Raw genomic sequence first — 22,427 nt, 5'->3', positions numbered from 1 at the left:
GTTGTTTCCTCCGGTCAGAAAGCGGTAGTGGTGCGGAGTATGGGGGACGGGGCGGCATCCCTCAGCAGGGAGCCGTCCATTGCCCCGCAGGGGAACAACGAGCGGATCTCGGCGTAGAGTTCCCTCAACTCGCGCTCCATCAGGTAGAAGCGGGAGACCTCGCTATGCGCCAACCGGTCCTCGATCAGCTCGCAATTGAATGTGATGCAGTTGAAAGGGCGGTAGCCAGCCGGCACCAGGCAGTTCGGCTCCCCCAGGTAAGGACAGAGACCGTTGTCGAAGCGGGGCGTGAAAAGCGGCTCTTGCGTCGCCAGGTAGACCAGGAGATCCACCGCGGCGAAATGGTACTTGCCGCAGACGCAGCAGGCCCCGCCACAACCGGCGCAAAGTTCCGCGGCGTCGACCTGCGCCACCAGGTGCTGCATCCTTTCCTTGAGCGCGACCATGGCGCGGGAGAGCTCATGCAGCCGGTGCGCCTTTTCCTGCGGCAGGGCGAGGAAACCCGCGTTCACCGCGGATACGGCCTTGCCCCATTCCCTCTCCCACTTCATCGGCACCTACCCTTAAAAAAAGCCCTTCAGGCTGTCGCCTGAAGGGTTCAACGTTCAACGTTCAATGTTCGCGAGGCTTGGTTTCCTTGATCGTCAACATAGCTACGGCTCCGTCACCGGAAAGATGGCCGGAGAGAAGAGCTGGACGAACGTAGAAGATAGAACGTAGAACCGGTTTTGAAAAAATTGGCCGAAGCAGCCCGTAAGCCGGGTTCTGTTCCCGCAGCCGGTTACCCGGAGACGGGCGATGGTCATTCATCTAGGAGCGCCGTTACCGACGCCCTCAAGCAACCAACCCGGAAGCACGGACGGGCCGTCCTTAACGCTTCCCTATTTGGTCTTGCTCCTGGTGGGGTTTACCTGGCATCCGGCGTCGCCGCCGAACCCGGTGAGCTCTTACCTCACCCTTTCACCCTTACCCCCCTTCCGCCTTCGCCGAGGCTTCGGCGGACCCTGTCGCCAGGGTGTGGGGGGCGGACTTCTCTCTGTGGCACTTTCCCTGAGGTTACCCTCGCTGGACGTTATCCAGCACCATGCCCTGTGGAGCCCGGACTTTCCTCCCTCCACCTTCGCCAAAGGCTACGGTGGACGGCGGCCATCTGGTCTGCTTCGGCCAAAACCTTAAAATCGGTTCAACGTTCAATGTTCAACGTTCCACTCTGCTTTCCTCTCCGGCCGCCTCTACAGCTACGGGGGCCGTACCTGCACTGACGAACAGCGCAGCCAGGATCACCGAACCTTGAACCTTGAACGTTGAACGGCTTCTCAGTCCTGCACTTCCTGCTTCATGATCAGGATCCGCTGGCAGTGCGGGCAGGTGATCACGTCGTCGGCGCGGAACAGGGTGTTGTAGAGCTGCGGCGGCAGGTGCATGTTGCACCCCATGCAGTTCCCTTCTCTCGCCTCGACGACGGCCACGCCGCGGCGCTGGTCGCGCAGCCTGCTGTAGCGCTTCATCACGGAAGCGGGAAGCCCTTTGACGGTCTGCTCGCGGGTGGCGGCGTCCTGCGCGATGCCGGAATCGAGGCTCTGCACCTTGGCCTCGACTTCCCCTTTTTGAGCGGCAACGTTACCCTCGAGCTCGGAGAGATCCGCCTCCTTCTTGGTCACGTCGGCGTTGACTTCCTCGATCGCGTTTATCTTCTGCAGGATCTGGTCTTCCAGCTCGGCGATCAGCTTCTTCGCGGTGGAGATCTCCTTGGAGACCGCCTGGTACTCCTTCTGGGTCTTGATCTCCTTGAGGTGTGCCTCGGACCTGGCGATGTTCTCGCCCTCGGCCTGCAGATTCGCCTCCAGCGCCCCCTTCTCCTCTTCCAGGGTACGCGCCTCCTCGCGCCTAGCCGCGATCTTCTCGCGCGCGTCGGCAAGCTTCGCCTCGAGTGCCTGGGCTTCGTTCAGAAGCTGCTCTTTCTCGCTGTCCAGACCGTCGATCCTCAGGTCGATTTCCTGCAATTCGTATAACGACTTCAGACTGTTACGCAAAATCCGCCTCCCCAACTTCCTGTTTTATGTGCACAAAGAGCGCGACCTACCAGAAACTGAAAGGTTCGCGCTCTCCTTGGTACTCCAAAACCTCTGCCTCGAACCGCTTTGCCTGCAGTGCGGCTCTGAGCTGCCCGGCCAACCCCTGAACCATGGGGTACTCGGTCGAGAAATGCCCGGCGTCAAGCAGCGCCAGCCCCAGCGCTTCAGCCTCGCGCGCCTCGTGGTACTTCACATCCGCGGTGACCAAAAGATCGGCCCCCTTGCGCTGCGCCTCGTGGATGAGCGACGCGCCGGAGCCGCCGCAAAGTGCCACCTTCTTCACCTGCCGAGCCGGGTCGCCCACCAGCCGCACCCCGGTCGCCGCCAGCCGCTCCTTGACCTGCAGCGCATAGGCGCCGGCAGTGACCGGTTCCGCCAGCTTCCCGATTCTACCGAGCCCGTACGCCTCCCCCCGGTTCAGCACCGGGTAAAGATCGTAGGCCGGCTCCTCGTAAGGATGCGCGCCCTTAAGGGCCGCGACCGCGGCGGCGATGCGTTCCTTGACCAGCAGGATCTCCAGCCGGCTCTCGGGCTCGGCATGGCTCGCCCCAACCTCCCCAACGAACGGGCGCGCCCCCGGAAGCGGGGTGAACCTCCCGGTCCCCTCACCCTGGTAGGAGCAGTCGCGGTAGTTGCCGATGTGAGGCATGAAGGGGGAAAGCGCTCCTAAAAGCTTCTCCTCGCAGCCGGACGGCGCGAAAAGGACCATCTTCACGTACTCGTCGCCGCCGGTGATCCTGAGCGGCTGCGCCCCCTGGATGCCGAGCAGCCCGGCCAGGAGATCGTTTACGCCACCGGGGGCTATGTCGAAGTTGGTATGCAGCGAGATGATAGAGAGGTCGTTTTTCAGGGCGAGTATGGCGAGGCGGCCGGTTTCATCCGCGGTGGAGATCTTTTTAAGCGGGGTGAAGATGAAGGGGTGGTGCGTTATCAGAAGCTGGCAGCCGATCTCGACCGCGGCCTCGACGGCGGGGCGGCCGGGATCCAGGGCGACCATGATCCGCGAGACCTGGCTGGAGGGATCCCCAAGCTGCAGCCCCACGTTGTCCCAGGACTCGGCGAGGTGGGTTGGGGCAATTTTGCCAGTGATTCCGGATATATCTGAAACTCTAGGAGTAATCATCGCGCACAAAAGAAAAAGAGTGCAACCGCTTGGTGTGCACTCTTTCTCCCCACTTTAGGTGTATTTTTTCGTCTGACCAGGTGCTTTAAGGGCATCCCTACATCATCCTAATTGTAAGGTGGTGGGCCCACCAGGACTCGAACCTGGGACCGACCGGTTATGAGCCGGTAGCTCTAACCAACTGAGCTATAGGCCCGAAAAGCGAAATTTCAACATATAGTAAAAGGATTAACGTGTCAAGCCTCAATTTATAATGATCACCGCCGCTTTTCCTAATACATCTCGTACTTGAGCAGCCTGCACTCGATCGGCCCGTTGTAGAGCACTATGCGCCTGGTTGCCTTCAACCCCACCCCCTTGGCAAGTTCGAGATTGCCGGTGAAGAGGTAGGCCGTATACCCCTTGCAGCGCTTTTTCAGCACGTCGCCGATCTCCTTGTAGAGCGGCCGGAGCGCTTCTTCCTCCCCCAGCCTCTTGCCGTAGGGGGGATTCATGATGATGACGCCCGGCCCCGGCGGAGGGGCGAGTTCGGAGAGCTGCTGCCGCCCCAGGGAGATCTGCTCCAGGACGCCGGCACGTTTGGCGTTTTGGGCGGCCATCCCCACGGCGGAATGCGAGATGTCCGTCCCCTGCACCGGAGCGGGAAGAGAGGTGAGCATGCCGCTGCGCGCCTCGGAGACGACGCGCTCCCAGAGCGCGCGGTCGAACCCTCTCCAGCGCTGGAAGCCGAACCCCTGGCGCGACAGGCCGGGGGGGATGCGCAGCGCCTTCATGGCCGCTTCGATGACGATGGTGCCGGTGCCGCACATGGGGTCGATGAGCGGCGTGGTTGCGTCCCACCCGGAAAGCTCGACCAGGGCTGCGGCCAGGTTCTCCTTGAGCGGTGCCTCGTGCCGGTCCAAGCGGTAGCCGCGCCGGTCCAGCGGCGTACCTGAGCAGTCGAGACTCACCGTGCAGCGGTTGCGGAACAGCCGCAGGTTCACCCGCAGGTCAGGGTCCTTGGTGTCGACATTGGGGCGGCTGCCGAAATGGTCCCGCAAAACGTCCACGATGGCGTCTTTCGCCTTCAGCGCCACGAATCCGGAATGGGTGAGCGCCGAATCCCTCAGGCTGCAGTCGACCGCAAGCGTCATGGCCGGCGTCAAATAGTTGACCCAAGACAGCCCCCGCACCCCCTGGTAGAGCTGCTCCGGCGTCTCGCAAGGGAACTCCCCCAGAGGCATCAGCACGCGGCTCGCGCTCCTGAGCCAGAGGTTGGCGCGGTAGACCGCTTCCATCCCCCCGCCGAAACGGACCCCGCCGCTGTCGACCGCCACGTCGCTTGCACCCAGCCGCGTCAACTCGGCAGCGAGAACCTCTTCCACCCCTTTTGCAGTGGTGGCGAAAAAACGCTCCTGATCCATCTGAACTCCTCGAATGCTGCCATTTCTGCAACGGAGGCAACACTGCCCTACTCCGCCCTCTGAGAGGTGGCACGTCATTTGCTTGATAAATTTTCATCAATCGATGTAATTTAAAAAAAATATTGTTAATTTGGTTAATACTTCAGCCTGCATCAGAGGCTAAAAACCTGATAAGTTAGTAACTTACAGATAAAGGAGCAGCTTTTACATTAATGAGCACAAATATTAAAGCTTGCCTTTACACATTAGTAAAGTACAATCCTGTGTCTCCGATGTTTCGGGTCTATATCGCGTTTTAGGAGAAGCATTCCATGGGAAGATTGCTCAGAGTTTTGATGGTAGAAGACGCTCCTGACGATGCACAGCTCATCGTGATCCGGTTGGAACAGGGAGGTTTCGACGTCCAGTTCCAGCGTGTCGACAGCGCCCAGGCCATGTGTGACGCCTTGGAAGGCTCTCCGTGGGACATCATCATCTGCGACTACGTCATGCCGGGCTTCAGCGGCCTGCAGGCTCTGAAAATCCTTAAGGAGAAAGGGACCGACACTCCCTTCCTGATGATCTCCGGCAAGGTCGGGGAAGAGGCCGCGGCTGAGGCTATACGTTGCGGCGCCGACGGATTCCTGCTCAAGGGGAACCTCACCGGCTTGGTCCCCGCCGTGCAGAGGGGGCTCGCCGACGCGGCACTGCGCGAACAGAACCGCCGCCACGAGCAGGAGCTCAAGGACAAGCTCTCCTTCATCCAGATACTGATCGACACCCTCCCCACACCCATCTTCTACAACGACCCCAACGGACTCTATTTGGGTTGCAACAAGGCCTTCGAGGAGCAGATCGGGATGAAGCGGGGCGAGAGCATCAACAAGAGCATCTACGACATCCTCCCGCCGGACCTGGCGGCATTGTACACCCGGGGGGAAGAGGTGGCAGAAAGCGGTAGCGGACCGCGCAGCTTCGAAGGGACCATCACCTGCGCCGACGGCGAAGAGCGCGACGTCATCTTCTACAGCGCGTCCTTCAGCAACTCGGGGTCTACGGACGGCGGCGTCGTCGGCGCGCTCCTCGACATCTCCGAGAGAAAACGCGCCGAGACCAAGCTCCGCTACTTAAGCACCCACGACATGCTTACCGGCATCTACAACCGCGCCTATTTCGATGAGGAACTGGAGCGCCTTAAGAAGGGGCGCAAGTTCCCGGTCAGCATCGTCATGGCAGACGTGGACTGCCTCAAGGAGGCCAACGACCGGTACGGCCACGCCGCTGGGGACGAACTGCTGAAACAAGCTGCCGAGGTGTTGAAGAGCGCTTTCAGGAGGGAGGACGTGGCGGCGCGCATAGGCGGCGACGAATTTGCGGCGCTGCTCCCCAACACCGACGAGGCGGCCCTGGTCGAGGCGATGGAGCGGCTGCAGCAGCAACTGCTGCTAAGCAACAAGGAACACCACGGCTTCCCCCTAACCTTAAGCCTCTCGACAGGGGCGGCTACCGCTTTAAACGGCGAGGAGCTCTCCGCCGCCTGGCGCGTTGCGGATCAAAGGATGTACCGTGAGAAAAAAGGGCGCAGCGCCGGCACTCCCCACTTCAGGCAGCGCCACATAAGCGTCTGAGGCGAATCGCCGCTCCCCGCTTCACTGCGACCGAACCTGCCCGGCTACACCCCGTGAGAGGAGTAGTCGGCGAAGCCTTTCTGCAGCAGTGCGGCAGCTTCCTTGTTCCTGGGGCTTCCCGGATGCTCGGCGGCCAGCCTCTGTAAAACGACCTTCCCCTGCTTCACATCACCCGCCTTAAGATATGCCTTCCCCAGATAAAAAAGGGTGTCGTCCAGCCTGGTCAGTCCAGGGAAACGCACCAGCGCCTCGTTCAGCCGTTTGATCGCCGACTGGTATTTCTCGGTCCTCAGGTAGAAGTTCCCTACGTAGTTTTCGTAGGCGAGCTGTTTGTCGCGGCAGTCGGCAAGCTTTCCAGAGAGTTCGGGGGCATATTCCGACCGCGGGTATTGCCCCAGAAAAGCCTCCAGGGTCGCCACCGCGTTTTTCACCGGGGTCTGGTCCGTATCGGTGCCGGTTATCTGCTGGTAGTGGCTCAAGGCAAGCCGGTAAAGCGCGTAAGGTGCCTGGGGGTGGGTCGGGTGGAGTTTGCGGAAGTCTTCATAGGCTGCCGCCGCCTCGATGTATGCCTTGTTTTCGAAATGGGCGTCGGCGATCTTCAGCTCCGCCTGGCTGGTCAACCCCGGGGCGGTGTCGCTCTCCTTCACCTTCTTCCAACTCTCGATCGCCTCGGCGTAGTTGCGCGAGGCGTAGGCGGCCTCGCCTTCCTTGAAATGGGCGTCCGCGCTTTTAACCGGTGCGGGGGTCGAGGCGCAGGCACTGATCAGGCAAAGTGCAGAGCAAAGGGCAAGGTGACGCAGGGGTCGAAGCTGCATGAGGTGACTCCTTTCCAGGTGGTGGTGGCCCAGCGACAAAGGTCCCCGGGACGGCTCGTGCCCCGGGGACCTATTTTTCTCTAGCTGCGGTTGGCGCGCTTGCGCATGTTGGGGTCGAGAAACTTCTTCCGGAGGCGTATGGACATAGGGGTTACCTCGACCAGCTCGTCTTCGTCGATGAACTCCAACGCCTGTTCCAGGGTGAGCAGCCTCGGCGGAGTGAGCTTGATGGCGTCGTCGGAGCCCGAGGCGCGCACGTTGGTGAGCTTCTTCCCCTTGCAGGGGTTCACCTCGAGGTCGTTGTCCTTCGCGTGCTGGCCTACGATCATGCCGCCGTACACCTCGACGCCCGCGCCGAGGAACAGGATGCCGCGCGGCTGCAGCGCGTCCAGCGAGTAAGCAGTTGTCTCCCCCTGCTCCATGGCGATCAACACCCCGTTCTTCCTGCCCGGGATCTCCCCTTTGTAGGGGGCGTACTCGTGGAAGGTATGGGTGATCACCGCGGTGCCGCGGGTCTCGGTGAGGAACTCGCCCCTGAGGCCGATCAGGCCGCGGGCCGGAACGATGAACTCAAGACGGATGGTATCGCCCATCGGCGTCATGGCTGCCATCTCCCCCTTACGGGGTCCCATGCGCTCGATGATGGCCCCCTGGTACTCGGCGGGGACGTCCACCACCAGGTATTCCATCGGCTCGTGGCGCACGCCGTTCACCATGCGCATGATGACCTCGGGTTTGGAGACCGCCATCTCGAAACCTTCACGGCGCATGTTCTCGATCAGGATGGAGAGGTGCAGCTCGCCGCGGCCGGAGACCTGGAAGGTATCGGCGTTGGAGGTGTCGGAAACCCGCAGCGACACGTTGGTCCTAAGCTCCCGGTCCAGGCGCTCGCGGATGTTCCTGGAGGTGACCAGCTTCCCCTCGCGCCCGGCGAAGGGGGAGGAGTTGACGATGAAGTTCATGGAGAGGGTCGGCTCGTCGATGGCGACGTAGGGAAGCGGGATCGGGTTGTCGGCGGCAGCCAAGCTCTCGCCGATACCCACTTCGGTGAACCCTGCGATGGTGACGATGTCGCCGGTGAACGCCTCGGCGATCTCGACCTGCTTCAGCCCCTCGTACCCTAAGAGCTTGGTGACGCGCGCCTTGGAGATGGTGCCGTCGCGCTTGATGAGGGCGACGGTCTCGCCGGAGCTAACCTTGCCGTTGAAGATCTTCCCGGTGGCGATACGGCCGATGTAGTCGTTGTAGTCGATGTTGGTAACCAGCAGCTGGAAGGGAGCGGCCGCGTCCCCCTCGGGAGGATGGACGTTTTCCTTGATCAGCTCGAAAAGCGGCTCCATGTTCTCGGAGGGATGCTCCATTTCGCGCATGGCGTAACCCATCTTGGCGCTGGTATAGCAGATGGCGAAGTCGAGCTGGGCGTCGGAGGCCTGCAGTTCGCAGAAGAGGTCGAACACCATGTCCACGACCTCGGCGGGGCGGGCGCCGGGACGGTCGACCTTGTTGATCACGACGATCGGCTTAAGGCCCAGGTCGAGCGACTTCTTGAGCACGAAGCGGGTCTGCGGCATCGGGCCGTCGAGGGCGTCCACCAGCAAGAGCACCGAGTCGACCATCTTCAGCACGCGCTCCACCTCGCCGCCGAAATCGGCGTGGCCCGGGGTATCCACGATGTTGATCTTGTAGCCGCCGTGGTGGATGGAAAGGTTCTTGGCGAGGATGGTGATGCCGCGTTCCTTCTCCAGGTCGTTGGAATCCATCACCCTCTCGGTGATCGCCTCGTTTTCTCTGAATACGCCGGACTGCTTAAGCATCGCGTCGACCAGGGTAGTCTTGCCGTGGTCGACGTGTGCGATGATCGCTATGTTTCTGATCTTCTCCTGCATGGGTTGCAGCTCCTCTTTGCTTGGACACCTAAAATAAAAAGACGAGCATGGAGCCCGTCTTAAAAACAGCTCAATATGGCATATTTCGCCACACTTGACAAGTTATTTTCTTATGATACGCCGTCTTCCGCCCATCGCGGCCATCTGCTGTTTCTGAATGGTCCCGAGGCTTTCCAGGTGGAATTGCAGCCACATCTCGCCGTAACCCTTCATCTTCATCTTCTTCCCTTCGCGCAGGAGCTCCAGGTTCTGCTTCAAGTTCTCGTCCCCCGGGAGCTTGGAAACCCCCTTGGCCAGCACCTCGCACCCCTTCACCGTTTCGCCGATCTCGTTCAGGCAGTAGGCGTAGAGGGCGTAGAGGAGCGACTCCTTGGGCGTACCCATCAGCGCCTTGTCGAAGGTCTCCTTCATCTTGTCCTGCTTGTTGCGCTTCATGTAGGTGACGGCGAGCATCCCCATGGTGACCCAGTTCTTGAAGAACCCTTTTTCCAGGTAGGGGAACGCGGTGGAGAAGTCGCGCCTAACGAAGTAGACCATGCCGATGGCGGAGTTGATCTGGCTCTCCACGTAGATCTGCCATTTGCCGAAGCGCAGAGCGCTTTTCAGGTCGCGGATCCCTTTTTCGAAGCGCTGGGCCTGAATGTCCTTCATGGCAGGTTCCATGATCGCCTCGAGCTTCTTGGTGACGATCCGGGAGATGACGAGGAAACTCCCCAAAAAGACCACCAGAGCGGCAAGGGCCCCGGCCCACCAGTACTGCTGGAAACCTGCGGAGAGGGAGACGATGAGGAAAACTGCAACGGCCGCGCCTGCGGAGATGAGAAGGTTATACATGGTCTGGCTTATCCTTTCGTGCTGCTTGAGGGGTGAATTGTTAGGTGTGGGTGTTTGGTGCGCTGCCGGCTATCCCGAGTCCCGTGCCCCGGCGCCCTTCTTCTCCTGGTACTTGGCGACGATGATGCGCTTGCCGGGTTTCAGCGCCACCCTGGTCTTCAGGTTGTTCCAGGCCGAGAGAACCCGCGCCGTGACGTTGAACCTTTTGGCCAGGGAGGCAAGGGTATCGCCCTTCTTCACGGTGTAGTACTTGTGGAACTCCTTGGCCTCCGCCTTCGCCTCAGCCAGGGCCGGAGTCGATGTCTGCTCGCCCTGAGCCGCTACCAGCACCGGGACGGTCAGCACCTTGCCGTGGAGCTTCGCGGCCTTCTTGTGCCCCAGGTCGTTCAGCTCGGCAATAGCCTGCGGCGTGGTCTTGAAGCGTCTGGCGATGGAGACGAGGGTGTCCTTCTTCTTGGCGCGGTAGCGCACGTGCTTCACCTTCTCGGTGTAGCGCTCGGACTCGGGCACCTTGGCGTACTCGGTCTCGAAGGAGGCTGCCGCCCCTCGGGGAACCTTCAGCTGGTACCCCGGGTAGTCCGGCGGAGTGGAGCCGCGGCGCAGCGCAGGGTTCAAGTCGCGGATGGTCTGCACCGAGACCCCGCAAGCCTTGGCTACCACCTCCAGGTCCGTGCGCGACGGGATCTTCACCACGTCGAATTCGATGGGGGGGAGGTAGGCCACGTCTGCGAAGCCGTGCTTGGCCGGTTCCTTGGCGATGATGGCTGCAGCCAGAAGTTTCGGGACGTAATCCTTGGTCTCGCGGGCCAGGTAGCTCCCCTTGGAGATCTCCCAGAAGTCGCGGGTGTTGTACATGTTGATGGCGCGCAGGATCTTGTTCTCACCCGCGTTGTACCCTGCAGCCGCCAGGTACCAGTCGTTGTTGAACAGGGCATAGAGCTCTTTTAAATAGAGCGCCGCGGCGATCGTGGCCTTCAGGGGATCGCGTCTCTCGTCGACCCAGGGGTCGATCCTCAGCGCATAGCGCTTTCCCGTTGCCGGCATGAACTGCCACGGGCCGACCGCGCTCGCCACCGACACCGCGTGGGTCATGAATCCGCTCTCGATCATGGCCAGGTAGACCAGATCCTCCGGGAGCCCTTCCTTCTTGAGCACGGTCTTCATCATCGGGATATAGCGCTCGCTGCGGGAGAGCCACTTGGCGAAGACCGGGCGCGCCGGCCCCTGGAAGTAGCGGACGAAGTAGTCCACCTTGGTGTTGAAGGTAAGCGGAATATCGGAGTCGGGAAGTTCCATCTCCGGCAGCTTAAGGTCGTAATCCTGGGAATCGTCGCTGAAATCTTCGTCGTCGGAAAAATCGGAGGGGGTGAGGCCGAGCCCTTTGGAGAGCGCGACGTCGGAGGAGTTGGAGGCGACCTGCATGGCCCGGGCCAGGTCTCGCTGTTCGGCGGCCGTGCTGGCCGGCGCGGCGAAAGCGGTGGTAGAGAACAACAGTGACAGTATGATAAGGGTCGTTTTGATCATTCAATACCTGTTTACGGGGTTGTACCGCTGGCGAACGCACCGGCGCGCAGAATAGCGGAATTTAGCGGAGTTGTCAATTCAAAGGGGCTTTTAGCAGGGTCGTCCAAGGGGGCGGCGCGATGCCGGCTACCGGAACTTATCGGAAAGAAGCTGCGAAACTGCAGGCAAAAAAGCAGACGAGGTAAGGGGGAGGGAACTGTCGGTGCTCGGAGGAAGGCGCTGGCAGCAGCGGCAACCGGCGGTAAAAATGAAAAAGCCCCCTGCCGGAATGGCGGGGGGCTTTTTGCTGGAACGCCCGCCGCTTTTACCCGGCGGGCTAACTAGGGCAACCCTCTTTGCAGCGGGTTACGGGGCGAATCATATAAAAATTAGTCCACATAATGAGTCTCCTTTTCCCTGTTGGATTTCCATCCCTCGCTGTGTGCTTCCCGGAGGATGCTGCAAATATAATACTCGGGTTCTTCAATGTCAACCCGCCCCCGGGGCGAATTAAAGGGGGGTGCCGCTCTTTTTTATTAGAGAAAGAAGCCAGCCGTCCTTTAGCCTCAGCGCCGCGTGCGGACAGAGTTCACGGCAGCAAAAACAGCGGATGCAGCGCCGGTAATCGAAGCGCAGCCTCCCCCCCTCCACCCTGATCGCGCCCGGAGGGCAAGTCTTTACGCAGACTTCACAGAGCCGGCATGCCCCCTCCACCACCTCGGGGCGGGAGGTCAACTGGTTTCTGAGCCGATGCTTCAAAAAGGCCGGGAGTCCGAACTGGACGTCGGACAGATGGGGGAGACGGAAGCTCCGGAAAGGGACTTCATTAGAATCCAGCCCCAGGCACTCGACCTCCGCACGCTCGGCTCCGGGAAGCTTCATTTGCCGCGCGGCGTTTTCCACGTAGAGGAGCTTTTTCGGGATGCCGGCGATCTCCGCGGCGACCTGGTCCACCGCGAGGGCGTTATCCCCTGCCAAAAGGAGGCCGACCTGGCAGGGGTCGCCGCTTCCCGGGCCGTTCCCCTCCATCCCTACGATTGCGTCCACGATATTCAGGTCCGGCTCGCGCAGCCGGTACACCTCCAACAGCATCCGGGCGAAAAGATCCTTGTCCGCACCGGCCTTCAGGTGCCAGGCCGCCTTCTGCGTCCCCACTATGGCGCCGAAGAGGTTCTTGACGCAGCAGGTCATGGTCATCATCTCGTGGGTCTTCAGCTTGGGAAGGTTGATCAGGCGCTGCGCCTCCAGATAGGGGGCGGCCAGCTCAAAGCGGCGGTAAACCCCGGAGCCTTGGACCTCGCGGCTCTCCACGAAGGGGACGAACTCGGCCCCGGTCTCCTCGATCACCGCCAGCATCCCCGAGCGCCTGGCTACCTTTACGGCACTCCCTATTCCCGGGGAATCCCCGACGAGCGCGATCCCCCCCGCCTGCTGCACCTGCAGGATCACGGCCCGCAACAGCTCCGGGTGCGTGGTGACGGCGGCCTCGGGTGGCTTCGCGGAAAGTAGGTTCGGCTTGATCAGCACCCGCTCGCCGGGCTTCACAAAGCGCTCCATCCCCCCGAGTCGGGCCAGAAGCCGCGCCAATCCTTCCTGAACCAGCTCCCGCCGGTAATCACCCACCTTCTCTACGGCAACCTGGTACATGCCCCCTCCGGAAATTCGTTGTCAAGCGGCGCCTTCATGAGTAAGATTCCATACCATGAAAGCCGAACTGGAGCAATTCTATAGCTACCTGGAGACCGAGCGCAACGTCTCCCCCCACACGCTCGCCGCCTACCGAAGCGACCTGGAGCAGTTCCTCTCGTTCCTGGCCAGGGAGCGGGAGGCGCCGCGCGCAGAAGAGGTGGACCACTTGGCCATCAGACGCTACCTGGCGCAGCTGCACAAGGGATGCGCCAAGAGCTCCATCGGCCGCAAGCTTTCCGCCATCAGGGCGCTTTTTCGGTACCTTATGCGCGAGGGGAAGCTGGAGAAAAATCCGGCCGAGCTGGTGAGCACCCCGAAAAAGGAGAAACGGCTCCCGTTCCATCTCAACATCGACCAGGTCAGCGCGCTGGTGACAGCGCCCGCCGGCAGCTCCGGGCTGCCGCTTCGGGACCGCGCCGTCCTGGAGACGCTCTACTCCTGCGGCATCAGGGTGAGCGAGCTGACCGGCATGAACGTGGGCGACATGGATCTCGCAGCGGGCCTTGCGCGGGTCATGGGCAAAGGGGGGAAAGAGCGGCTGGTCCCGGTGGGATCCTGCGCCAGAAGCGCCCTTGCCGCCTATCTCGCCGAGCGCGCGGACCCGGGGCCTGCCGAGCCGCTGATCCTGAACGCCCGGGGGGGGCGGCTCACCCGGCGCAGCGTGGCGCGCATCGTCGACGCTCACATGCTCCTGATCGCCGCCATGCGCAAGGTCTCCCCGCACACCCTGCGCCACACCTTTGCCACCCATCTGCTGGAAGGAGGCGCCGACCTGCGCGCCATCCAGGAGCTACTGGGGCACGCCTCGCTCTCTACCACCCAGAAATACACCCACGTCAGCATCGACAAGCTGATGGAGGTCTACGACAAGGCCCACCCCAAGGCGCGCGAGTAATCCCACACCACTTGTGCGGTTAATCCACTTTAATTCTATATATTTAAGTAAACAGAGCCTTGCACAGCGGCGCAATACGTTGTAAGTTGGACGGCGCACGTCTCAGAATGAGACAGCCCCCACCATCCGCAGCCTGGACCCAGCAGCAGAACACTGATGGAGCCCGCCCCGATGACGCAGAAGCAGCTCTACAACAGCAGGATACTGCTCACCTACCTCAATTTGCTCAACAGCAGGTACGGCGAGGTCGACCACGCCGACATCCTCGACTACGCCGGAATCAGCCCATATCAAGTGACCGACGCCGCCCACTGGTTCACCCAGTCCCAGGTGGACCGGTTCAACGAACGGTTGGTGCAGCTGACCGGGAATCCCGGCATCGCGCGCGAGGGGGGGAGGTACGCCGCCTCCCGCGACTCGCTGGGCTTCATAGGAAAGTACGTCCTCGGGCTGATCGGTCCCGGCAACGCCTTTTTCACCATCAACCAATCCAGCTCCAACTTCACCAGGTCTTCGCGCTTCGCATGCAGGAAGCTCGCAACCAACAAGGTGGAGATCACGGTGACCCCGCTTCCCGGGGTTAAGGAGCGCCCCTTCCAGTGCGAGAACCGCATCGGCTTCTTCGAGGCCATACTGGCAAGCTTCAACTGCGAATCCCCCCTCATCGATCACTCCGAGTGCACCTTCAAGGGTGGCGCCTGCTGCCGCTACGTCATCTCGTGGCGTAACAGCCTGCCGCGGCGGCTGCGCACGACCCGGAACCTATTCACCGCGGGGATGGTAGCCCTAGCCCTGGTTTTCCATCACCCGTTCCCCTGGACCGCCCTGTCGCTGGGCCCGCTGTTTCTGGCCTTCTTCTGCGCCTTGAGCCACCTAGCCTCCCACCTGGAAAAACGGGAACCGCATGCGGCGCTGGTCAACCTTAAAGAGTCGACGGACGAACTCCTGGAACAGACTGCCACCAATTACCAGAACGCCCTGATGGTCAACGAGGTCGGCCAGGCAGTCAGCAAGCAGACGAACAAGGACCAACTGCTCGACAACATCGTCGCGGCGCTGGAAATGAGGCTCGGCTACGACCGCGGGATGATACTTCTGGCCGACGCCAACCGGGCTACCCTCAAGTTCCGCGTCGGTTTCGGCTACGACGAGTCCCAGCTGAAGACCTTGCAGGACGCCTGCTTCAGCCTGGACAACCCCGATTCGCAGGGGGTCTTCGCCACCTGCTTCACCCAGCATAAACCTTACCTGATCAACGACTTCTCCCGGGTGGCCTCGCTGCACTCGCCGCAGAGCGTGCTCTTCGCGCAGCATATGGGGGCACAGTCGTTCATCTGCTGCCCCATAGTCTGCGAGGGGGAATCGCTTGGGGTTCTCGCCATGGACAACGTGCGGACCAAGAGGCCCCTGGTCGGCAGCGACATGAGCCTGCTGATGGGGGTGGCGCCGGTGATCGGGATAAGCATCCGGAACGCGATCTACATCGATAACGAGAGGAGCATGACTGAGCAGTTGCGCCAGTCGCAGAAAAGGGAGGCCATAGGCGAGTTGGCCAGCGGCGTCGCGCACGACTTCAACAACCTGCTCACCGCGATCATCGGCTTCGCCAGTCTGGCCCAGGCGAACCTCGATCCCGGCACCATACCTTTCCAGTACCTCGACGAGGTGCTGAACGCCTCCGAGCGCGCCACCTACCTTACCCGGGGGCTCCTCGCCTTCGGCAGGAACCAGGCCGCCAATCCCCAACCGGTGGACCTGAACCGGATCGTAGGGCAGATGGAGAAGCTGCTGGGGCGTCTCATCTCCAGACAGATCGAGCTCAAGGTTTCGCTTTGCCATGAGTCGCCCACGGTCCTCGCCGACGCCGGGCAGTTGGACCAGGTAGTGATGAACCTGGCCACCAACGCACGCGACGCCATGAACAACGCAGGGGTTCTCACCATAGAGACCGCGGTAGTGACATTCCCCCCCGACTCCGACAGGGCGCACGGCGTAAAAAGGGGGGGGCGCTACGCGAGGCTTTCGGTCAGAGACACCGGGAGGGGGATGGATGAGGCGACGCGGGGCAGGCTCTTCGAGCCTTTCTTCACCACCAAGGAGACCGGGCAGGGGACGGGGCTGGGGCTTGCCATAGTCCAGGGGATCGTGCAGCAAAACGGGGGGGTTCATAGAGGTGGAAAGCACCCCTGGGGAAGGGGCCTGCTTCCTTATCCATCTCCCCCTGCTGCAGGAGATCTCCGCGCCCGCGCAGGCGCCCCTGGCCGCGCCTCTTCCCTGCGCCGGCTGCGAAACCATCCTCGTGGCCGAAGATGCCCTGGAGGTCCGGAGGGTGACGACCGAACTGCTGCAGCAGCACGGCTACCGCGTCATCGAGGCGGCCGACGGCCGCGAGGCGCTGGAAAAATTCCTGGCCCACCAGGACCAGATCAAGCTGGTGATCATGGACCTGGTGATGCCGAGGATGAACGGCCGCGACGCCTTCGACGCGATCGCTAAATGCAACCCCGACCTCAAGGTCCTTTTCACCAGCGCCTACCCCCCCGAAGAGGTCGACGCCGGCCGGGCGGTTCTGCCCGAGGGGAGCTTCCTCGCCAAGCCTTGCCAGCCGCGCCCCCTGCTCTTGGCGGTCAGGCGCCTGCTCGGCACCGGCCGGGGGATGAGGCAGGAGATGCTCACCCGCGGCTGACCCTGACACGGAGACAAAAAAGCCCCGCCGGATTCCCGGCGGGGCTTTTTTTACTGCAGTCAAGGTGGGAGCGATTACTCGCAGAGGTCGATCTTGACGTCCCAGTTCTTGAGCTTCATGGTGCCGTTCTTCTCGAGGTTGAGGTGCATCTTGAAGGCGCGGTCCCAAAGCTGCGGCTCGTGGCCGACCTTCTTCGCCAGGCACTCTTTCTCGGCGATGTTGAGGTACTCGGTGAGCTGCGGCTTGTAGTCCGGGTGCGCGCACTTCTCGATGATGCGGCGGGCGCGCTCTTTCGGAGCCATGCCGCGCAGGTCGGCCAGGCCCTGCTCGGTGATGACGCAGTCGAGGTCGTGCTCGGTGTGGTCGATGTGCGAGCAGTGCGGCACCACGCAGGAGATGCCGTTGGGGTCGGTCTTGCTCGGACGGGAGGACGGGGTGTGCATCATCTTCAGGAAGCCGTTCCTGAGGAAGTCGCCCGAGCCGCCCAGGCCGTTGATCATGCGGGTACCGCCGACCAGGGTGGAGTTGGCGTGTGCGTAGATGTCGATCTCGACCGGGGTGTTCATCGCGATGCACCCAAGCCTGCGGATCGGCTCAGGAGCGTTGGAGATGGAGAGCGGACGCAGGGTGATCTTGTCGAAGTACTTGTCCATGTTCTCGAAGAAGCGCGGGAAGCCCGGGGTCGCCGAGAGGGAGAGCGAGCAGGAGGAGGCCGCGTCGAGCTTGCCGGAATCGAACAGGTCGAGCATGGTGTCCTGGAGCACCTCGGTGTAGACGGTCAGGTTGGAGAAGGGGCCCTTGGCGAGGCCGCCGATAACGGCGTTGGCGATGGAGCCTACGCCCGACTGGATCGGGAGGAGGTTCTTCGGCAGACGGCCGGCTTTCACCTCGTGGGTGAAGAAGTCGATGATGTGGTTTGCGATCGCCTCGGAGGTGTCGTCCTGCTCGGCAAAGGCACGCCCCTGGTCGCGCAGCTTGGACTCGACCACGGCGACGATCTTGCTCGGGTCGCAGGGGATCGAGGTCGAACCGATCCTCTCGCCGGCATGGGTGATGCCGAGGATCTGGCGGTTCGGCGGGGTGAGCGGGGTCAAGAGGTCGTGGATCCCTTCGAAGGAGGGCTGTCCGGTGTTCACCTCGACGATGATCTTGTCGCAGATCATGAGGATTTCGGGGATGACGCCGCAGGAAGAGGTCGGAACCAGGGAGCCGTCTTCTTTGATGGCGGAGACTTCGATGATGGCGAGGTCGAGCTTGCCGCTTTCGGAGTCCTTGGTGTAGAAGCCGTAGCCCAGGTCCTGCGCGAACAGGGAGAGGTGCTTGTCGCCCATGCGGATGCGGCCGGCGTTGATGCCTGCTGCGATGTTCTTGCCGGTCTGGTACGGCCAGCGGCGGTCGATCATGTCCAGAGTCGCCCAACGGTCTTCGGTCTCGGCGCCGACGGAAGCGCCGATAAAGAGGTTGAATCTCAGTTTGCCCTGCAGGTTGTTCTTCTCAACATGGTCAGCCAGGGCGATAGGCACCACTTTCGGGTAACCAGCCGGAGTAAAACCGGACCAGCCAAGGTTCATCCCGTTCTTGAAGAACTCAATAGTCTGCTCGGGAGCCATGACCTTGTTCAATAGTTGTTTGCATTTTACCCGGTCTTGCAGTGTGCCGTACTGGGACATAACTTCCTCCTGTTCTGTTTTGGTGTCTACGACTACGATCAGCCGCTAAGCTGATAATTTATAAGAGTTTGGCACCGACGCCCGACCGGCCGACTGACTGATCCTGTGACGCGCAGGCATGTGTCTGGGGAAAATTAGAACCGGATTCTACTGAAGAGAACAAAGAGAGTCAAGCGGTAATAACCCAAGGCTTTATCCAGCCCCCACTACCAGCTTTGACTGCGACTGAAGCTGGTTAATGCTGTCTTACCATAACCCGTATACGATGTATACAGTATGCAATCTAATCTGAACGCGCCGTTGCAGTCAAGAATAAAAAAATGTTTCGTGTATTACGGCGATGCCGTTCACTTCCAGTCATGCGCATTTTTTATGTGATACCAAACAGTTCGCCCTTCGAGGTATCACTCCGGCAGATAGCATTTACTCCCTTGAAACTACGGCCAAAGAGTGTTCTTTTCCACCGTAGTACAAGCCGCTGTTGTCAGGTCCAGTACCGGCCTCAGCGGCGATGCTGCGAGAGTTACCCTTACCGGAAAGAGCAAACGCCGTATCGCAATAAATGCGCGCCCGATCCACTCCAAAATAGAACAGAAACGCTGCCAAAGGGCCATGAAGCGCCGCCGGCGCCCCCTCTGGCGATAAAAAAAGGCCGCACCCAAAGAAGGTACGGCCTGTTTTATTTTCGGTTTTGCTCTATCCGCAGGGCAACGCTACTCCGCCCGGTAGCCGAGGCGCACGGCGCCCCAGTGGCGGTTGTTGATGCTTATCGGCGTGGAGATGTCGTTCATGACCTCGCCGGTGTCCCTCATGTAGGTCTGCAGCAGGAACGGCTCGACGTTTTGGGCCGCCTTCAACCCGGTCTTGTCGTCGAAGATCCTCTTGGTGCGGTTGTTCACCCGGTCCAGATCGGGGTCGCCGGTGAGGGGCTTGGAATAGCGCAGGTTGTGGCTCGCGGTGTAGCCGCGGTCGTCAACGCATATGGCGAAGAATATGTCGCCGTTTTTGGACAGGGTCTCCTCCTGGAGCGGCGAGATGAATTGGTCGAAGAAACTGTCGAAGGCGGTGTTGTACTTTTGCGGCGATGTGTTCGGGATGGGGCGGTAGTTCCTGTCGCTCAGGTCGGCCATGGTTATCCTTCCCGCAGCAACCCCCGCATCTATGGCGGCCAGGAACCGGTCCCGCAACTCGCAGACCGCACCTTTCATCTCGTCGTGACGGTTGCCGACGCTGAACTTGCCTACCGTGGAGAAGATCTGCTCCGCCACCCCGGTCAGCTCCATGAACGCCTTTTCGCTCTGAGTCATGTCCGCATGCACCTTCGAGGCTGACTCGGAGACGTTGTGGATCTTGTCGGCAATCTCGTTGGTGGTGGCGCTTTGTTCTTCTGTGGCCGAGGCGATCTGGTTTATCAGCTGCGCCGTCTCGCCTGCCAGACCGAGGATTTTCTCCAGGCACTCCCTGGCAGCCGTCGACTTGGCGACGCCGTCTTCCACCCGTTCCTGTTCCTGCGAGATGGATCTCGCCGCCTCGCGGCTTTCCAGCTGGATGTTGGTGATGATCTTGGCGATCTCCTTGGTGGAGGTCGCCGTCTTTTCCGAGAGCATCTTCACCTCGTCGGCGACGACAGCAAAGCCGCGTCCATGTTCCCCGGCCCGGGCCGCTTCGATGGCGGCGTTGAGGGCGAGCAGTTTGGTCTGGTCCGCGATGTCCTCGATCAGGTTGATGATGTCGCCTATCTGCGCCGACGAGGATTCCAGTTTTCCCACCGTATCCAGGGTCTGCGCCACGTTCTCCCGCACCGAGACGATACTCCGACAGGCGTCGTCCACAACCGACATCCCCCGGTTGGCGGCCTCATCCACCTCAGCCGAGAAGCCCGCAGCCTGGTGCGTGTTGCCGGCGACCAGGTTTAGGGTGGCAGCCATCTCCTCGGTAGCCACCGCCACCGTCTCGGAACGGTCCTTCTGCTCGGCCGAGTAGCCCACCGTTTTCTGCGCCCGGTTGGAGACATGGCAAAGGGAGATGGAGATGTTCTCGGCCAATTCGTACAGCACCGTGACCGTCTCCCTGAGTTTTCGCACCAGGTGGTTGATGTGCCGCGCCAGATCCCCGATCTCGTCACTGGAGCGGACCGGAATCTCCTTGGTGAGATCCCCTTCCCCTTCTGCTATGTCTTTGAGCTTCTCTGAGAAAAAGAGCAGGTCGCGCACCACGGTCTTCTTGAAGAAGAGGTACATGCAAAGCATCATGGCCAGGAAGAACACGATGCCGGCGACGAGCAGGATCGCTATCATCCTGATCGCGCTCTGGTACCCCTCCTCCATGGAAGACGTGAGGAGCAGCGCGCCTAAGTACTTGTCAGAGCCGTCGTGGCACTGCTTGCAGCGTTCCTCGTTCAAAAGCGGGACCGCCGAGCGGAGCGTGTGTATCCCGTCCAGAACCTGCCTGATCTCCATCCGCTTGCCGGAGGCGAGACTGTCGGCCACCTGCCGGTCCACCTTCTCCGAGACAGTATCCTTCCCTTCCTTGTTATAGACCTGGACATCGAAGCCGAACCGTTTCTCCTTGGCCACCTTGGCCAGGTTCGCCACCGACTTGGAATCATCCTTCATCATGAAGGCCGCGACCTCCTCGGCGATGACGGCTTCCATGTTACGGCTGTTTTTGGCCTGCAACTCCATGCTTGATCGGTACTGCAGCCAAATGGCGAGGCAACCGACAATGGTGATGCCGATAAAGAGGTTGATCCCTATTATCGACAGTATTTTGTGCATCAGTTTGTTCTTGAACATCAGGCCTCCCCCGGATAATCCTTTGCCAACGCCTCTTTGGTAGGAGTATCGGCAACCTGCCTTTCTACTTTAGAGGCTGGGCTTACAATTATTTTATTTTAAGCAACGCAAACTCCTTCCCGACAGATTTGATTCAGGCATAACCGCCACGATTGCCTTGCCTCAACTGTCTCTTTCCTTTTTTCATACAGACGCTGCAATTTTCCGCTATTTGACCTGAATCAAGGCCTGTCAGTGCAAGTGATGATATGCTCTTATAAAAGCACGCGGAGGTGTTCCATGAATGAATTACAGGACGATGAACTGCACCGGCAACTGGTGCAAGAGTGCAACGACGCCATCATCTTCTCCGACCGGCAGGGGGTAATCAGGCTCTGGAACAAGGGAGCCGAGCGGATGCTGGGGTTCACTGCGGAGGAGGCGATCGGCCGCTCGCTGGACATCTTCATCCCGGAGAACCAGCGCGCCCGCCACTGGGAAGGGTACTTCAGGGTGATGGAGACCGGCTACACCCACTATCAGACCGATCTCCTCGCGGCCCCCGCCCTGCGCAAGGACGGTACCCGCATTTCGTCGGAATTCTCCATGACCATCATCAGGGACGCAGACGGCCGGGTTGCCGGGACCGCAGCGGTGATGCGGGACGTAACTGCCAAGTGGCAAAAGGAAAAGTCGCTGCGGGCGAGGGTTGCGGAGCTGGAAAAGGAATTGGGCCAGAGCTGAGGCCGGTACAACACGTTTTGAGCCATCAACAAAGAAAGGGCTCCGGGGTTTGACTCCGGAGCCCTTTTCACGACCGAGATGGTAAGGAGGTGCGTCTTCACCCCACCTGGTCGACCAGGTAGTTCTGCACGCCCATCTGGACGATCTGGTCCAGCTGAGCCTCGATATCGTCGATGTGCTCCTCTTCCTGGTCCAGGATCGACTGCAGCAACTCGCGCGTCCCGTTGTCGCCCAGCTCCACCGCAAGCCTGATGCTCTCGTTGTACCCCTTTATGGCGGTCTCCTCGAGGGCGTGGTCGAACTGGTGCATCTTGGGGATCTCGCCTCCGATATGGATCGGATCCAGCCTGCTGACGATGGGTCTCCCCTCCAGGAAGAGTATCCGCTCGATCAGTTTCTCGGCATGCTTCATCTCCACGATCGCCCTCTCCCTGATCTTCGCGTGCAGCCGCTTGTAGCCCCAGTTCTCGCACATCTCCGCGTGAACCATGTACTGGTTGGTCGCAGTCAGTTCTTCGGCCAGGCGCACGTTCAACTGTTCAATCACCCTTTCATTCCCCTTCATGGAAGACCTCCTTTTATCTGCGAGTTGACAGCCGCCGGACCGCTCGACGTTCCGACACCCTTGGCGTTACGCTCCCTCGGTAAACATTAGCACTCGTTAATTTAAAGCGAATATGAGTATATCGAGCGAGAACTGATTGGCAATGCCAATAGGTGGTG

Annotated in this window: 16 protein-coding genes, 1 tRNA gene, 1 other RNA gene and 1 pseudogene; 5 read left to right on the top strand and 14 right to left on the bottom strand. The window is 60.8% G+C overall.

All coding sequences use genetic code 11. The annotated features are described in order from the left end of the window. Positions 1 to 14: 14 nt before the first annotated feature. The 6 genes from GBEM_RS02370 to GBEM_RS02350 form a co-directional block, all read right to left on the bottom strand. Positions 15 to 551: a hypothetical protein gene (locus tag GBEM_RS02370; protein ID WP_012528916.1), complete on the bottom strand. Its 537-nt coding sequence runs from the start codon at positions 549 to 551 to the stop codon at positions 15 to 17. A gap of 188 nt (positions 552 to 739) precedes the next feature. Beyond that, positions 740 to 1,162, bottom strand: an RNA gene (gene rnpB, locus GBEM_RS20525) — RNase P RNA component class A. A 154-nt stretch (positions 1,163 to 1,316) separates the two neighbouring features. After that, a complete protein-coding gene (locus tag GBEM_RS02365; protein WP_012528915.1) occupies positions 1,317 to 2,033 on the bottom strand; it encodes a zinc ribbon domain-containing protein in 717 nt (238 codons plus the stop codon). Positions 2,034 to 2,079: 46 nt separating this feature from the next. Further along, positions 2,080 to 3,198 carry a Nif3-like dinuclear metal center hexameric protein gene (locus GBEM_RS02360; protein ID WP_012528914.1) on the bottom strand — a complete coding sequence of 373 codons (1,119 nt, stop codon included), beginning with the start codon at positions 3,196 to 3,198 and terminating at the stop codon, positions 2,080 to 2,082. Between the two features lie 119 nt (positions 3,199 to 3,317). Then, positions 3,318 to 3,394 (bottom strand) — tRNA-Ile (locus tag GBEM_RS02355). 76 nt (positions 3,395 to 3,470) lie between these two features. Beyond that, positions 3,471 to 4,601 (bottom strand): THUMP domain-containing class I SAM-dependent RNA methyltransferase, encoded by a 1,131-nt coding sequence (locus tag GBEM_RS02350; RefSeq protein WP_012528913.1) that lies wholly within the window; start codon positions 4,599 to 4,601, stop codon positions 3,471 to 3,473. Between the two features lie 335 nt (positions 4,602 to 4,936). Here GBEM_RS02350 and GBEM_RS02345 point away from each other — a divergent pair, with 335 nt between their 5' ends. Further along, a complete protein-coding gene (locus GBEM_RS02345) occupies positions 4,937 to 6,208 on the top strand; it encodes a GGDEF domain-containing response regulator (protein ID WP_264175524.1) in 1,272 nt (423 codons plus the stop codon). A gap of 44 nt (positions 6,209 to 6,252) precedes the next feature. Here GBEM_RS02345 and GBEM_RS02340 read toward each other — a convergent pair whose 3' ends face one another. From GBEM_RS02340 to GBEM_RS02320, 5 genes are all read right to left on the bottom strand, one after another. Then, the gene (locus tag GBEM_RS02340; protein ID WP_012528911.1) at positions 6,253 to 7,023 is read right to left on the bottom strand and encodes an outer membrane protein assembly factor BamD; all 771 of its coding nucleotides are present in this window, start codon (positions 7,021 to 7,023) and stop codon (positions 6,253 to 6,255) included. A gap of 80 nt (positions 7,024 to 7,103) precedes the next feature. Continuing rightward, positions 7,104 to 8,909 carry a translational GTPase TypA gene (gene typA / locus GBEM_RS02335; protein ID WP_012528910.1) on the bottom strand — a complete coding sequence of 602 codons (1,806 nt, stop codon included), beginning with the start codon at positions 8,907 to 8,909 and terminating at the stop codon, positions 7,104 to 7,106. A 102-nt stretch (positions 8,910 to 9,011) separates the two neighbouring features. Continuing rightward, positions 9,012 to 9,743 carry a hypothetical protein gene (locus GBEM_RS02330; protein ID WP_012528909.1) on the bottom strand — a complete coding sequence of 244 codons (732 nt, stop codon included), beginning with the start codon at positions 9,741 to 9,743 and terminating at the stop codon, positions 9,012 to 9,014. Between the two features lie 69 nt (positions 9,744 to 9,812). Then, positions 9,813 to 11,267 (bottom strand): lytic transglycosylase domain-containing protein, encoded by a 1,455-nt coding sequence (locus GBEM_RS02325; RefSeq protein WP_012528908.1) that lies wholly within the window; start codon positions 11,265 to 11,267, stop codon positions 9,813 to 9,815. 489 nt (positions 11,268 to 11,756) lie between these two features. Further along, the gene (locus tag GBEM_RS02320) at positions 11,757 to 12,893 is read right to left on the bottom strand and encodes a DUF362 domain-containing protein (protein WP_012528907.1); all 1,137 of its coding nucleotides are present in this window, start codon (positions 12,891 to 12,893) and stop codon (positions 11,757 to 11,759) included. Positions 12,894 to 12,948: 55 nt separating this feature from the next. On the opposite strand from GBEM_RS02320, the gene xerC reads away from it, so the two are divergent. The 3 genes and pseudogenes from xerC to GBEM_RS21655 all read left to right on the top strand — a co-directional run bounded on the left by xerC (position 12,949) and on the right by GBEM_RS21655 (position 16,516). After that, entirely contained in the window at positions 12,949 to 13,830 is an 882-nt protein-coding gene (gene xerC / locus GBEM_RS02315) for a tyrosine recombinase XerC (protein ID WP_012528906.1), read from the top strand. Positions 13,831 to 13,986: 156 nt separating this feature from the next. After that, positions 13,987 to 15,939, top strand: a pseudogene (locus GBEM_RS21995) (GAF domain-containing protein); the annotation flags it as partial. A 220-nt stretch (positions 15,940 to 16,159) separates the two neighbouring features. Further along, a complete protein-coding gene (locus GBEM_RS21655) occupies positions 16,160 to 16,516 on the top strand; it encodes a response regulator (RefSeq protein ID WP_264175523.1) in 357 nt (118 codons plus the stop codon). Between the two features lie 74 nt (positions 16,517 to 16,590). Here the strand turns inward: GBEM_RS21655 and GBEM_RS02305 are convergent, their stop codons facing one another. Further along, positions 16,591 to 18,186 (bottom strand): acetyl-CoA hydrolase/transferase C-terminal domain-containing protein, encoded by a 1,596-nt coding sequence (locus tag GBEM_RS02305; protein WP_012528904.1) that lies wholly within the window; start codon positions 18,184 to 18,186, stop codon positions 16,591 to 16,593. Between the two features lie 713 nt (positions 18,187 to 18,899). After that, positions 18,900 to 20,981 carry a methyl-accepting chemotaxis protein gene (locus tag GBEM_RS02300; RefSeq protein ID WP_012528903.1) on the bottom strand — a complete coding sequence of 694 codons (2,082 nt, stop codon included), beginning with the start codon at positions 20,979 to 20,981 and terminating at the stop codon, positions 18,900 to 18,902. A gap of 279 nt (positions 20,982 to 21,260) precedes the next feature. Between GBEM_RS02300 and GBEM_RS02295 the strand changes: the two genes are divergently transcribed. Then, positions 21,261 to 21,704, top strand: coding sequence for a PAS domain-containing protein (locus GBEM_RS02295; RefSeq protein WP_012528902.1), 444 nt, complete (start codon positions 21,261 to 21,263; stop codon positions 21,702 to 21,704). Positions 21,705 to 21,801: 97 nt separating this feature from the next. On the opposite strand, the gene bfr is transcribed toward GBEM_RS02295, so the two are convergent. Beyond that, positions 21,802 to 22,269, bottom strand: a complete 468-nt coding sequence (gene bfr, locus GBEM_RS02290) for a bacterioferritin (protein WP_012528901.1) — start codon at positions 22,267 to 22,269, stop codon at positions 21,802 to 21,804. Positions 22,270 to 22,427 lie beyond the last annotated feature (158 nt).

The organism is Citrifermentans bemidjiense Bem (assembly GCF_000020725.1).
Lineage (GTDB): Bacteria > Desulfobacterota > Desulfuromonadia > Geobacterales > Geobacteraceae > Geomonas > Geomonas bemidjiensis.
The sequence above is the reverse complement of the archived record's forward strand: the minus strand, read 5'-3'. Positions and strand labels throughout refer to the sequence as shown.